The sequence below is a fragment of the Pseudomonas sp. P179 genome (assembly GCF_000478485.2).
GTDB classification, from domain to species: Bacteria; Pseudomonadota; Gammaproteobacteria; order Pseudomonadales; family Pseudomonadaceae; genus Pseudomonas; species Pseudomonas aeruginosa.
In genome coordinates, this window is record NZ_KI517354.1 from 1,591,374 (window position 1) to 1,604,554 (window position 13,181).

At 65.7% G+C, this 13,181-nt stretch carries 14 protein-coding genes; 3 read left to right on the forward strand and 11 right to left on the reverse strand.

Annotated features, from left to right (window positions below; all coding sequences use genetic code 11):
• Nucleotides 1-168: 168 nt before the first annotated feature.
• Complete coding sequence (locus HMPREF1224_RS20020) at nt 169-771, reverse strand: peroxiredoxin (protein WP_003092073.1); 603 nt, start codon at nt 769-771, stop codon at nt 169-171.
• Nucleotides 772-1,030: 259 nt separating this feature from the next.
• Between HMPREF1224_RS20020 and HMPREF1224_RS20025 the strand changes: the two genes are divergently transcribed.
• Nucleotides 1,031-1,252, forward strand: coding sequence for a bacterioferritin-associated ferredoxin (locus HMPREF1224_RS20025; RefSeq protein WP_003092075.1), 222 nt, complete (start codon nt 1,031-1,033; stop codon nt 1,250-1,252).
• A 209-nt stretch (nt 1,253-1,461) separates the two neighbouring features.
• Nucleotides 1,462-1,938 (forward strand): bacterioferritin BfrB, encoded by a 477-nt coding sequence (bfrB, locus tag HMPREF1224_RS20030; protein ID WP_003092078.1) that lies wholly within the window; start codon nt 1,462-1,464, stop codon nt 1,936-1,938.
• Between the two features lie 67 nt (nt 1,939-2,005).
• Here the strand turns inward: bfrB and HMPREF1224_RS20035 are convergent, their stop codons facing one another.
• From HMPREF1224_RS20035 to HMPREF1224_RS20045, 3 genes are all read right to left on the reverse strand, one after another.
• Nucleotides 2,006-3,157, reverse strand: coding sequence for an MFS transporter (locus HMPREF1224_RS20035; protein ID WP_010793285.1), 1,152 nt, complete (start codon nt 3,155-3,157; stop codon nt 2,006-2,008).
• Nucleotides 3,158-3,239: 82 nt separating this feature from the next.
• On the reverse strand, nt 3,240-3,566 hold the full coding sequence (gene grxD / locus HMPREF1224_RS20040) for a Grx4 family monothiol glutaredoxin (protein ID WP_003092082.1): 327 nt from the start codon (nt 3,564-3,566) through the stop codon (nt 3,240-3,242).
• 112 nt (nt 3,567-3,678) lie between these two features.
• On the reverse strand, nt 3,679-5,787 hold the full coding sequence (locus HMPREF1224_RS20045; RefSeq protein ID WP_003104264.1) for a molybdopterin oxidoreductase family protein: 2,109 nt from the start codon (nt 5,785-5,787) through the stop codon (nt 3,679-3,681).
• A gap of 298 nt (nt 5,788-6,085) precedes the next feature.
• Here HMPREF1224_RS20045 and HMPREF1224_RS20050 point away from each other — a divergent pair, with 298 nt between their 5' ends.
• On the forward strand, nt 6,086-9,073 hold the full coding sequence (locus HMPREF1224_RS20050; RefSeq protein ID WP_010793286.1) for an autotransporter serine peptidase EprS: 2,988 nt from the start codon (nt 6,086-6,088) through the stop codon (nt 9,071-9,073).
• Nucleotides 9,074-9,466: 393 nt separating this feature from the next.
• On the opposite strand, the gene HMPREF1224_RS20055 is transcribed toward HMPREF1224_RS20050, so the two are convergent.
• The 7 genes from HMPREF1224_RS20055 to HMPREF1224_RS20080 form a co-directional block, all read right to left on the reverse strand.
• The gene (locus HMPREF1224_RS20055) at nt 9,467-9,898 is read right to left on the reverse strand and encodes a hypothetical protein (protein ID WP_003104261.1); all 432 of its coding nucleotides are present in this window, start codon (nt 9,896-9,898) and stop codon (nt 9,467-9,469) included.
• 336 nt (nt 9,899-10,234) lie between these two features.
• Entirely contained in the window at nt 10,235-10,498 is a 264-nt protein-coding gene (locus tag HMPREF1224_RS20060) for a hypothetical protein (RefSeq protein WP_010793287.1), read from the reverse strand.
• Nucleotides 10,499-10,535: 37 nt separating this feature from the next.
• Complete coding sequence (locus tag HMPREF1224_RS46180; RefSeq protein WP_079386562.1) at nt 10,536-11,168, reverse strand: DUF4124 domain-containing protein; 633 nt, start codon at nt 11,166-11,168, stop codon at nt 10,536-10,538.
• A 108-nt stretch (nt 11,169-11,276) separates the two neighbouring features.
• Nucleotides 11,277-11,870, reverse strand: a complete 594-nt coding sequence (locus tag HMPREF1224_RS20065; RefSeq protein WP_010793288.1) for a DUF1737 domain-containing protein — start codon at nt 11,868-11,870, stop codon at nt 11,277-11,279.
• A 10-nt stretch (nt 11,871-11,880) separates the two neighbouring features.
• A complete protein-coding gene (locus tag HMPREF1224_RS20070; RefSeq protein WP_010793289.1) occupies nt 11,881-12,399 on the reverse strand; it encodes a hypothetical protein in 519 nt (172 codons plus the stop codon).
• A complete protein-coding gene (locus HMPREF1224_RS20075) occupies nt 12,396-12,929 on the reverse strand; it encodes a glycoside hydrolase family protein (protein WP_010793290.1) in 534 nt (177 codons plus the stop codon). Before HMPREF1224_RS20075 ends, HMPREF1224_RS20070 begins: the two co-directional genes overlap by 4 nt.
• Nucleotides 12,913-13,152 carry a holin gene (locus tag HMPREF1224_RS20080; RefSeq protein ID WP_235582425.1) on the reverse strand — a complete coding sequence of 80 codons (240 nt, stop codon included), beginning with the start codon at nt 13,150-13,152 and terminating at the stop codon, nt 12,913-12,915. The genes HMPREF1224_RS20075 and HMPREF1224_RS20080 overlap by 17 nt, the downstream gene beginning before the upstream one ends.
• Nucleotides 13,153-13,181 lie beyond the last annotated feature (29 nt).

Below are 13,181 nucleotides of genomic sequence, written 5' to 3' on the forward strand. Positions count from 1 at the left end.
ACTTAGGCGGATAATGCCAGGACGTTATCCGTCCTACGCGACCGGTCAGGCAATCTCCCCCTCTTCGGAGCGAGGCGCGTGACCTGGGATGGGGCTGCCGGCCTCCGCGAACCCATGAAAAAGCCCCGCCGAAGCGGGGCTTTTTCCAACGCGCGAAGCAGGCTCTTCTTACAGCTTGCTGGCGTTCTCGGCCAGGTACTTGGCCACGCCTTCGGGCGATGCGGTCATGCCCTTGTCGCCCTTCTTCCAGTTGGCCGGGCAGACTTCGCCGTGCTCCTCATGGAACTGCAGGGCATCGACCAGACGCAGCAGCTCGTCCATGTTGCGGCCCAGTGGCAGGTCGTTGACGATCTGCGAGCGCACAACGCCTTCCTTGTCGATCAGGAACGCGCCACGGAAGGCCACGCCACCGTCGGACTCGACGTCATAGGCCTTGGCGATCTCGTGCTTGGTGTCGGCCGCCAGGGTGTACTTGACGGCACCGATGCCGCCCTTGTCCACCGGGGTGTTGCGCCAGGCGTTGTGGGTGAAGTGGGAGTCGATGGAAACGCCGATCACCTCGACGTTGCGCGCCTGGAATTCCGGGATGCGGTGGTCCAGGGCGATCAGCTCGGACGGGCAGACGAAGGTGAAGTCCAGCGGATAGAAGAACACCAGGCCGTACTTGCCCTTGATGGCCTCGGACAGGGTGAAGCTCTCGACGATCTCGCCATTGCCCAGTACCGCGGCAACGTTGAAGTCAGGCGCTTTCTTACCTACGAGTACGCTCATTCCATGTCTCCTTTAAGCGGAAGGTTGAAGGACGGCACCGCAGCCTGCCGGCTCCTCGTGAAGCCTCGATGGCAGGGGCGCCGTTCCCCGGGAAACAACCATCATACACCCCGCCCCAGCCGGCGCTAAGTCTTTGTCCGACAAAGCCATTTGTCGGGGGGCGAAAAAAACCCGACTAAAACGCTCCAGGGAACTTTGACAATCATTCTCATTATTATTAGTATCTTTTCCAACTCAACTTCCCAGTAGCCAGATCGCCATGTACGTCTGCCTCTGCCAAGGTGTTACCGACAACCAGATCCGCGATGCCATCTACGAAGGCTGCTGCAGCTATCGTGAGGTTCGCGAAGCCACCGGCGTCGGTACCCAGTGCGGCAAGTGCGCATGCCTGGCCAAGCAGGTGGTACGCGAAACCCTCAACGACCTGCAGAGTGCCCAGCCGGTACCGGCGTTCGGGACTACGGCGTTCGTCGCTGCCTGAAAAATATTTTTTATCCCTCTTTCAGAAGAACCGGGCCTGGCGCCCGGTTTTTTTATGCCTTCAATTCAATGACTTAGCGGCAGAACGCGGAAAGAAAACATTCGTATTCATATTCTTTTTCCCTTATATTTCAATAACTTAGGTTTGACACCCTGCTTCGTCGCGGCCAAACTTGGCGAATCACACCCACTACGACGGCAGGATTCGGCATGAAAGGCGACAAGAAAGTCATCCAGCACCTCAACAAGATCCTCGGCAACGAGCTGATCGCGATCAACCAGTACTTCCTCCACTCGCGCATGTGGAACGACTGGGGCCTGAAGCGCCTCGGCGCCCACGAGTACCACGAGTCGATCGACGAGATGAAGCATGCCGACAAGCTCATCGAGCGCATCCTGTTCCTCGAAGGCCTGCCCAACCTGCAGGACCTCGGCAAGCTGCTGATCGGCGAGAACACCCAGGAAATGCTGCAGTGCGACCTGAACCTGGAGCTGAAGGCGACCAAGGACCTGCGCGAAGCCATCGTGCATTGCGAGCAGGTGCACGACTATGTCAGCCGCGACCTGCTGAAGGACATCCTGGAGTCGGAAGAAGAGCACATCGACTACTTGGAAACCCAGTTGGGCCTGATCCAGAAAGTCGGCCTGGAGAACTACCTGCAGTCGCACATGCACGAAGACGACTGATCGGGAACCACGACGAAGCGCCGGCGGCCTGCCCCGCCGGCGCTTTTTTCTTGCCCGCCAGAAAGCCTCAGGCGCTGCGCGGCCTGCGCCGGACCAGATCGGCGCGCAGGGCCAGCAACAGGCAAAGACCGACCAGTACCAGCAATGCCCAGCGCAGGCCGATCTCGTGGGCCAGCAGGCCGATCAGCGGCGGACCCATCAGCAGTCCGCCATACCCCACGGTAGAGACGGCGGCGACCCCGATCACCGGATCGATGCCCGACTGGTTGCCAGCAGCGCTGATCACGATCGGCACCATCACCGACAGTCCCAGGCCAACCACCCCGAAACCGGCGATGCTCAGCGCCGGCCAGGGGCTGAACAGCGCCACCAGCATGCCCAGCGTGGCCAGCGAACCCAGGCCGCGCAGCAACGGCGCATCGTCGATGCGTCCGCGCAGGCGGTCGCCGAACAGCCGCCCCACCACCATCGCCGCGGAAAACGCCGCGAAGCCCAGCGCCGCCACCCGCTCGGAAGCATCCAGAACGCTGTGCAGGAACAGCGCGCTCCAGTCAGCCACGCCGCCCTCGGAAACGAACGCGCAGAGAATCAGCAGGCCCAGGCCGAGCAAGGCCCGCGGCGGCAAGGTGAAGCCGCCGCCCTTGCGCGCGCCCGCCTTGCTCGGGTCCGGCGGAAGCAACGCGCGTACGAAGAATGGCAGGCTCAGCAGGCCGAGTGCGGTGAGAATGAGGAAGTGCCAGAACGGCGTCAGTCCGGCCAGGGCCGCGGCGCTCAACGCACCGACCAGGCAACCGAGGCTGTACATGCCATGCAGCATGGACATGCAGGGCTTGCCGAGCAGGCGCTCGACATCCACCGCCTGGATGTTCATCGCCACGTCCATCCCGGCGAAGCTCACGCCCAGCACGTAGAAGGCCAACGCCAGTTGCCACCAGCCCTGGCTCAGGCCGAGCAGCGGAAACACCAGCAGCATGATCAGGCAACCGCCGATCACTACGCTGCGGCTGCCGATGCGCTGGACCAGGAAACCGCTCAACGGGAACGCCGTGAGCGCGCCGACCCCGACGCCGAGCAGGGCCTGGCCGAGCGCGCGCTCGTCCAGCTGGGTCTGCTCCTTGAGCGCCGGGATGCGTCCCATCAGGTTGCCGATGACCAGCCCGGCCATGGCGAAGAAATAGATGCAAGCCAGGCGACCCTGGCGAGGATTGACTTCCGACATGGAGGCTCCCGGTTTCCTTGCTGGTTTCTCCGGACAAAAAAGAAACCCCGCACAAGGCGGGGCTCTTCATCGGATGCGCGGATCAGGCGTTGGCTTTGGCCGCCGCGTCCTTGACCAGGGTCTGCAGTTCGCCCTTCTCGAACATCTCGGCGAGGATGTCGCTGCCGCCGACCAGTTCGCCATTGACCCACAGCTGCGGGAAGGTCGGCCAGTTCGCGTACTTCGGCAGGTTGGCGCGGATTTCCGGGTTCTGCAGGATGTCGACGTAGGCGAACTTCTCGCCACAGGCCATCAGCACCTGGGCCGCGCGCGAGGAGAAACCGCACTGCGGGGCGTTCGGCGAACCCTTCATGTACAGCAGGATGGGGTTGTTGGCGATCTGCTCTTTAATGGTTTCGATGATGTCCATGGCTTACCTCAACAGGAACGTTTCGACACGGTAACTCGGCAAATAATGACCGGTATTGTATCGGAAAGCCTAGCGCGACGCTCGGCTTTACTCTCGCGTTCCGTCGACCCGCTCAGGCCGCTTCCACCTCCACCGGCAGGCCGTTGAGCGCGGCGTTACCCGACAGCAGGTCGAGATGACGCTCGTCGGTCAGGTCGTTGGCGCTGACGCCGGCCTGGGCGCGGGCGATCGCCAGTTGCACGCCGGGCCGCGCGTGGCCCCAGCCGTGCGGCAGGCTGACCACCCCGGGCATCATCTCGCTGCTCGCCGCCACCTCCACCTCCACGCTGCCGACCCGCGAGCGCACCCGCACCCGTTGCCCGTCGACCAGGCCGCGACCCTCCAGGTCCCGCGGGTGCATCAGCAACTGGTGACGCGGCTTGCCCTTCACCAGGCGATGGTAGTTGTGCATCCAGGAATTGTTGCTGCGCACGTGGCGTCGTCCGATCAGCAGCAACTGGTCGGACGCAGGCAGCGGCTGTGCGGCGAAGCGTTGCAGGTCGTCGACGAACAGCGGCGGCGCGGCCTGGATGCGCTGGTCGGCGGTCTTCAGGCGCGGCGCCAGGTTCGGCCGCAGCGGCCCAAGGTCGATGCCGTGGGGATGTTCGCGCAGAGTGGCCAGGCTCAGCCTGTGCTCGGAACGGTCGCCGTAGGCGCCAGCGCGCAGGCCGAGGTCGATCATCTGCTGCGGCTCCAGGGTCGGTTTCAGCTCCAGGCCGTTGCGCGCGGCGAAGGCCCGCGCCAGGCCGACGAAGATCTCCCAGTCGTGCAGCGCACCCTCGGGACGCGGCAGCACGGCCTCGTTGAAACGGGTCACGTTACGCACGGCGAAGACGTTGAAGGTGGTGTCGTAGTGATCGTGCTCCAGCGGCGCGGTGGGCGGCAGGATGAGATCGGCGTAGCGGGTCGTCTCGTTGATGTAGAGGTCGATGCTGAGCATGAACTCCAGGCCGTCCAGGGCCTGTTCGAGCCGCCTCCCGTTGGGCGTGGACAGCACCGGGTTGCCGGCTACCGTGACCAGCGCGCGCACCTGCCCCTCGCCTTCACCGAGGATTTCTTCCGCCAATGCCGCCACCGGCAGTTCGCCGCCATATTCCGGCAGCCCCGAGACGCGGCTGCGCCAACGGCCGAAGTGGCCACCCGAGGTACTCGCCACCAGGTCCAGGGCCGGCGAGGTGCACAGCGCGCCACCGACCCGGTCGAGGTTGCCGGTGACCAGGTTGATCAGTTGCACCAGCCACTGGCAGAGCGTGCCGAAGGCCTGGGTGGAAACGCCCATCCGGCCATAGCAGACCGCCCGTTCGGCGGCGGCGAAATCCCGCGCCAGTTGGCGAATGCTTTCGGCCGGCACGCCACAGCGCGCGCTCATGGACTCGGCGTCGAAGGCCGCGACCGCCTCGCGCACCCGCTCCAGCCCGTCGACCGGCAGCGGCGTGGGGCGACCGAGGTTCTCCTCGAACAGGGTGTTGAGTATCCCGAGCAACAGCGCCGCATCCTGGCCGGGACGAATGAACAGGTGCCGGTCGGCGATAGCCGCGGTCTCGCTGCGCCGGGGATCGACCACCACCAACCGGCCGCCGCGTGCCTTCAGCGCCTTCAGGCGCTTCTCCACGTCCGGCACGGTCATGATGCTGCCGTTGGACGCCAGCGGGTTGCCGCCGAGCACCAGCATGAAGTCGGTGTGGTCGATGTCGGGGATCGGGATCAACAAACCATGGCCGTACATCTGCTGGCTGACCAGGTGATGCGGCAACTGGTCGACGGAAGTCGCGGAGAAGCGGTTGCGCGTTTTCAGCAGGCCGAGGAAGTAGTTGCTATGGGTCATCAGGCCGTAGTTGTGCACGCTCGGATTGCCCTGGTAGACCGCCACCGCATCGTTGCCATGGCGCTCGCGGATCTCGCCGAGGCGGCTGGCCACCAGCGCGAAGGCCTCGTCCCAGCCGATCGGCTGCCACTCGCTGCCGACCCGGCGCAACGGCTGGCGCAGGCGGTCGGGGTCGTCCTGGATGTCCTGCAGGGCCACCGCCTTGGGACAGACATGGCCGCGGCTGAAGCTGTCCTGCGGGTCGCCCTTGATCGAGCGGATCCGCGGCACGCCGCCCTCGTCGCTCTCGGTCTCGATGGCGAGCCCGCAGATGGCCTCGCAGAGATGGCACGCACGGTAGTGGAGGGTCTTGCTCATGGCTCGCCTCTTCATTGTCGTCGCCGGCCGTCGCGGCCCGGCGCGTACGCGAGGACCAGACGACCGGTCTAGTCGTCGAATCGGCACTATGCGGCGCCTTCCGCCGCCGCGCCAGCAGCGTCAGTCGGCTGAATCGCCAGGCATCAGGCTGGCCGATGGGCGCGGTAGAGGGGAGGCGTGCCGTTTGTCCGGCTGTCAACTATCCACCTGGGAATTCCGGCGCGGCGAAAGCCGGTGCTAAACCTTGTCTCTTCGAGTCCACCCCTGTCCGACAAGACCAATAAAGCGTGGAGACCGCATGACCGACGACCACTCCTTCCGCCCTCGCCCCACCTCGTTGTCAGCCGCCCTGCTGCTGGGCGCCTGGATCGCACAGCCGGCCACGGCCGCCTATGTCGAAGCCGGTCGGCCCGGCGATCCGGCCAGTTGGCGCTCCGCCGAATACCAGCAGGACTGGGGCCTGGAACGGATGCGGGCCGACCAGGCCTATGCCGCCGGCATCGACGGCCAGGGCGTGAAGATCGGCGAGATGGACTCCGGTTTCGACCCGAGCCATCCGGATACTCCCGCCTCGCGCTACCAGCCGGTGACGGCCAGCGGCACCTATGTCGACGGCACGCCGTTCAGCGTCAGCGGCGCGATGAACGGCAACAACGACTCCCACGGTACCCACGTCGGCGGCACCCTCGGCGCCTCGCGCGACGGCGTCGGCATGCACGGGGTGGCCTACGCGGCACAGGTATATGTCGCCAACACCAACCAGAACGACAGCTTCCTGTTCGGCCCGACGCCCGACCCGAACTATTTCAAGGCCGCCTACCAGGCGCTGGCCGACGCCGGGGTGCGGGCGATCAACAACAGTTGGGGCAGCCAGCCCAAGGACGTCAGCTACGAGACCCTCGACGGCCTGCACGCCGCCTATGCCCAGCACTACGGGCGCTCCACCTGGCTGGACGCCGCCGCCGGCGTCTCCCGCCAGGGCGTGATCAACGTCTTCAGCGCCGGCAACAGCGGCTACGCCAACGCCAGCGTGCGCTCCGCCCTGCCCTACTTCCAGCCGGACCTGGAAGGCCACTGGCTGGCCGTGTCCGGCCTCGACCAGCAGAACGGCCAGCGCTACAACCGCTGCGGCATCGCCAAGTACTGGTGCATCACCACGCCCGGCCGCCTGATCAACAGCACCATGCCCGGCGGCGGCTACGCCAACAAGTCCGGTACCTCGATGGCCGCGCCCCACGCCACCGGCGCGCTGGCCCTGGTCATGCAGCGCTATCCGTACCTGAACAACGAGCAGGCGCTGCAGGTTCTGCTGACCACCGCCACCCAGCTCGACGGCACGCCGACCGGCGCCCCCACCGACACCGTCGGCTGGGGCGTGCCGGATCTCGGTCGGGCGATGCATGGGCCTGGACAATTGCTCGGCCGCTTCGAGGCCAACCTCCCGGCCGGCCTGCGCGACGAATGGAGCAACCCGATTTCCGATAGCGCCCTGCTCCAGCGCCAGGCCGAGGACGCCGCCGAGCACGCGGCCTGGCAGCGGACGCTGAAGGACAAGGGCTGGGAAAACGGCTTGCCGGCCGGTGCCAGCCAGCAGGAACGCACCGACTATGCCATCGGCATGGCCCGCGACCAGGCCGCCGCCCAGCGCCAGTACCAGGGCAGCCTGGTCAAGGCCGGTGCCGGCAGCCTGGTCCTGAGCGGCGACAGCACCTATCGCGGGCCGACCCTGGTCGATGGCGGGCTGCTCAGCGTCGACGGTTCGCTGCTGTCCGCCGTCGAAGTCAATGCCGGCGGCACCCTCGGCGGCAGCGGCAGGATCGGCGGCCTGCTGGCGCGCTCCGGCGGCACGGTGGCCGCGGGCAACTCCATCGGCACCCTGGAGGTCGCCGGGGACCTGCGCTTCGAATCCGGCTCGACCTACGCGGTGGAGCTTTCGGAAAGCGCCAGCGACCGGATCGTCGCCAGCGGCAAGGCGAGCATCGCGGGCGGCAACGTCACCCTGGCCATGGAAAACAGCCCCGACCTGCTCAGCCAGTCCCAGGTCGAGAGCCTGGTCGGCCGCCGCTACGACATCCTCGACGCCGCCGGCGGCATCGACGGGCGCTTCGACGCGGTATTGCCGAACTACCTGTTCCTCGGCGGCACCCTGGACTACGCGGCCAACGCCATCCGCCTGGATATCGGACGCAACGGCACGGCCCTCGCCAGCGTCGCGCAGACGCCCAACCAGGCGGCGGTCGCTGGGGCCGTGGAAACGCTCGGCGCCGGCAACCCGGTCTACGAAAGCCTGCTCCTGTCGGAAAACGCCGCAACCGCCCAACGGGCCTTCCAGCAATTGTCCGGGGAAATCTACCCGGCGCTCGCCGGCCTGTTGCTCAACGACAGCCGCTATCTGCGCGACAGCGTCGGCGAACGCCTGCGCCAGACCAGCGACGGCGAGGCCGGCGGGGAGGCTCCCGAAGGCTGGTTCAAGGCGCTCGGCTCCTGGGGCAAGAGCGCCGATGGCAGCCACGGTAGCGAAGGCTACCGGCATTCGGTCGGCGGCTTCCTGCTCGGCGTCGACAGCCAGGTCGCCAGCGACACGCGCCTCGGCCTGGTGGCCGGCTACAGCAACAGCTCGCTGAACATGGACAGCAGCCTGCAATCCTCCGCCAGCATCGACAGCTACCACCTCGGCGCCTACCTCGGCCGGCAATTGCAGCAATGGCGCCTGAGCCTCGGCGCAGCGCACGCCTGGCACCGCGCCGAGGTCAAGCGCGACCTGCAATACGGCGCCGTGGCCGGCAAGCAGAAGGCCAAGCTCGACGCACAGAGCAGCCAGTTGTTCGCCGAGGCCGCCTACGCGCTGGGTTGGCGCAGCCTGGAGCTGGAACCCTTCGCCGGGCTGGCCTACGTGCACGTCGCCAGCGATGACTTCCGCGAACGCGGTAGCGCCGCGGCCCTGGAGGGTGGCGACGACAACCTGGACGCCGCCTTCACCACCCTGGGCCTGCGCGCGAAACGGCATTTCGAGCTGGATGCCGGACGCCGCCTGGCGCTCTCCGGCACCCTCGGCTGGCGCCACAACCTGAGCGACACCACCCCGCAACGGCACCTGGCGTTCGCCAGCGGCAGCCAGCCATTCAGCGTGGAAAGCGTGGCCCTGTCCCGCGACGCCGCGCTGCTCGGCGTCGACGCCAGCCTCGCGGTGAATCGCGAAGTGAGCGTGCGGCTGGGCTACAACGGCCTGCTGGGCAGCCGCGAGAAGGACCATGGCGTCGGACTGGCCGTCGACTGGCGTTTCTGACTTCGGTTACGAGGGCATGCCAGCCGTTGGATGGGTTCCGGCGGGCGGCAAGGGGAAAAAGCCACTTCATTGCCCTCGGTCACGAAACCGCTGCAAATATGAGAAAAAGACCTAACTAAAGGATTCATGCGAAATGCATAGCGCTATACTGTCCATCCAGCGCTGTACTATCCCTTCCAGCGCTGATCGCGACCCGGTGCCCGCACCACCGTGCCGCACGAGCCCCGGAGATCCGCACCTCCGGGGCTCACCTTTTGCTCCTCTCGCACCCTCCTTCCCCGGCTGAGCCCCTCCCCCTGCAAATCCGCGACGAATGGCTGCAATCCGGCAATCCGATGAACGAGCGGCCGAACCGCGGGCGCCCAGGCTGCCTGCGCACAGTCGCGGAACGGGTCAGGCCTGGCGGAAGAAGATCATGCCGAACAGCACCGCCAGGGCGCTGAGGAACGACAACCCGGTTTGCCCCAGGACCATCAGGATCGCGGCCGCCGCCGTGCTCAGCGCATGCCAGCCCCAGAGCAGGCACGACAGGTTGAGGACGATGCCGGCCAGGGCCAGGTGACGCTTGCGGCTGCGCCTGAGCAGGCCGGCCAGGCCCAGCACCAGGCCGCAGGTCGATACCGCGAAGACCGCCAGCAAGGCGGCGAACAGGCCGAGCAGATGGTTCTCGTCGCTGAGGTCGATCCGCTCGCCGAGCGCCAGCGCCATCACCGCCAGCGCGATGGCGACCCCGGCCAGGGCGAGGAACAGCGACAGGCCGCCCAGCCGCGATTGGCGCAATGGCCGTGCCGGCGGCGCGGCGGCGAGTGTTTCTCCCGTGTGCATGTTCGACCTCCCTGGTCCGAAACCCGCCTCCTCCATGAAGGTATTCGGGCGCGCACAGCATAAAGCGTCGCCCCGCCCAACCGATAGATCGACGAGGCGGGACTTTGGCGGCGGGACAACGGCGAAGACCCGGGAAAAACCCCGTAACCCGCGCCTTCCAAGCCCCTCCTTGTGTTTCCGCGACATTTCCTTATGAGGTTGTTTAGGGGGCGAATGGGGCGCAGATGACGATATAACGGGGCTTTCAGCCCCGTTTATACTGTACAAATCCCCATATAACCCCGCACAACCCCGCCGCTTTGGTACAGGAAGTGGTACATACTGCACGGCGCGAGATCAGCGCTCCGCCTCGTAAGCGGCGACACCGCTGCCGACAGGCCGCCATTCATCCTGCGGCATGCGCGAATCACAGATGAATACCTCTACCTCGGCGCCCCCCTTCGGCTCCGCAGGCCGGATCGCCGCATGCCGGAGAATCGTCTCCATGTCCGGCACGTAGCTGCTCTCCGAACCGTGGAACGACCAGATGCCGAACTTCCCAGCGCTGCCCACCTGGTGGTCGAGTTTCACCGACCAGCCCTTGAATCGAATGACCAGCATGCCCTGCCCTCGTAGGAAAAGGCCGTAGTCTACAACTTCAGGGGCACACCATGTTCCCGCCAACAAGCTCACACGCTGGCCCACCATTCGCCGGGAAGTGAGTATTTCCAGCGCCTCGGTTGTACCTAGCCCCGTTGCTGTCCCAGCACCCACTGTCATCACAACTGGTAAGGACTCCTGGTGCTACAGGTGCCGTCGGTGCTCGCCTTGCACTGCCACCGGCCGGCGCGGGTGTAGTAGGCATAGGAACTGAAACACCCGCGCACAACTGCGCGGCGGCGGCAAGCTGAGCAGAGGTCAGCCCTCCACGAGATCCGGGATAGGGCGTCGAGGCCTCTTTGCAAAGCCTTTTCCGCTCACGTTCTGCATCGTTGTCGCCCCCGACGACGTTAACTTGAACGCCAGACCGCACCGAGGGCGCAACGCGATCTGGTACCTCAGGTTGAGGCGGCGGATTTCGGTACTGCGAGCTGTCGAGGGTGTTCGCCGGCGCAACGTCTATCGCGGCCGCTGAGTGACCCGCTGCACACCCTTGATCTGAAAAGGTTATTTTCCCGCTGCTGTCGATGCATTTGAAGACCTGGGCAGGTGCGGATATAGGCAGTGAGAGCAGAGTCACTACGGCGATAGGTGCCGCAGTTCGAATAGCGACCTTGATGTACATGGCCATCGTTCCTTTGGTTGAAGCTCCGTGGAATGCGGTAATGTCCCCCCTCACCTTCCGCCTGCGCAAGGCCCTGTGCCTTCAAATGCGCCATCCATGGCATATTGCATTCATCTACGGCGCAGCCGACTCCAGAGCCTTGATTCGCGCCGAAACCGCTACGAACGCATCTTGAACGCTGGAGGCTGCAGCCAACCCACTGGCAGCATCAGCAGTGATTGCATGGTTGTGGTCGCCAGCCGCCGCGGTAGTAGCGGTTGTACCGATCGCAAGGCTGGATGTTCCCGCGCCAATAGCCCCCCTTGCTGTCGCGGCATCAGTACCAGCCGCAATAACCGCCGGTTTCCCTGTCACATCCCCCCAGGCAGGCGCATAGTCTCCCGCTTTGGCGGTGGTTGCGGTGGTGCCCAACTGCAGATTGGAAGTGCCGGCCCCGATTGCTGCACGCCCATCGCCATCGTTGACGGCAGTCAGCAGAGATTTGCCGATGGCGGAAGCATCGGTGATGTCGTCTACCACGATGGTGACAGGGCCAGTGCCACTACCATCCGGCGTACCCTTGACCAGAGCCTGGTAGACGGCCTTGTCGTCGGGGTAGAGCAGGATAGGCGCACCGAGCGGCTGCCAGCCATCGGCGATGGCCTCGGTCATGAAGCGCTCGATCTGGTCGATAGGTGCCTTGAGCACCCGATATGCGGTGTAGGCCATGGTTTCCTCCCTACAGGGTCGGCTCTTGGGGGATCAACCGGGCGCGACACGAGTTGTAGGCCGCGCTCAGGGTTTCGACTTCGCTCAGGGAGTCGTTAAAGCGTCGAGAATTTTCTTCCGGTAGTAGCCCGTAGGCCGAGGCGGCGTCTCCTGCACCAGCTTCGGCGGTGCCGGCTGCGTCACCTGCGGCGCCACCACTACAGCCCCCACCTGCGGCGGGGACGATGCGCACGCGCACAGGGCGGTCGCGCAGCTCACCAGCAAGGCGAGCGATTTCAGCCTGAGCATCGTTGTCCTTCCTCTCTTGGTCGGCAGCGGCCTTATTGAGCGCTGCCTGTTTCATGTCGCGCTGCGCGGTCAGCTCGGCCAGCTTGGCGTCAGTCTCGGCGTTCTGCCGCTCCACCTGGTCGCTCAGCGACTTCAGGTTGGCGGTGGCGTCCTGGTACAGGTGCCGATAGGTCAGCGTGCTGGCCACCAGGCCAGCCAGCGCTATCGCAGCCAGGACGGCGCCCAGCTCGCGGGCGGTCATTGCGGCACCTGCACGGCGATGCATTGCGCATGCCGCTCCTGCTGTCTGGTCCACACACCTTTGCAGCCCTTCGGCCCCCAGTTCTTCGGCAGCGAGCAGTCGCGGCCTGCCTGGTTGCGCCACTTCAGCAGGTCGTCGCACGCCTGCCGGTAGTTGCCGGCGAGCAAGTCGCGGCGCATCGAGCTACCGCGCCAGTTGGTGATGCCGAACTGGCCCGTGAAATCCAGGTACAGGTCATACTCTTCCTGGAACAGCTTCACGCCGGGCAGCGAGTCGCGGAACTGCTGTTCGTCCTTCGCCATCAGGCTGCGCGCCAGTTGTTCGCCGCGCTGGCGGGTGATCGGCGGATCGGTCAGCTTCACCGATTGGCCATTCTCGTAGCGGGTGGAGCCGTAACCGATGGTCGGAACGTCACCCTTGGTCGGCACGTATGGTTTCGCGCTGAAATCCTCCGACTTCATCCAGGCGCCGAAGCCGGCCAGGCTGACGGTCAGCGCGGCAACCAGCACGCGGTTACGGCTGTTCGACATCGCAACGCCCCCGGATGGCCTCGATGCGGGCAGCGCTCTCGGCTGATTCGCGGCGGTCGCGGCGAACCTGGAAATAGATATTGGCCAGCAGACCGATGACGGCGACCAGCACGCCGACCAGCCCCACCCAGTTGATCTGCGCCAGCCAGCCCAACGCGCCCGCAAGGGCGCCAGCCAGCGTGGTCTTGTTGGCCACCGAAACGCCCGCCACCTCTACCGCCATTCCGGCCCTCTCCGACATAACTCCATCCT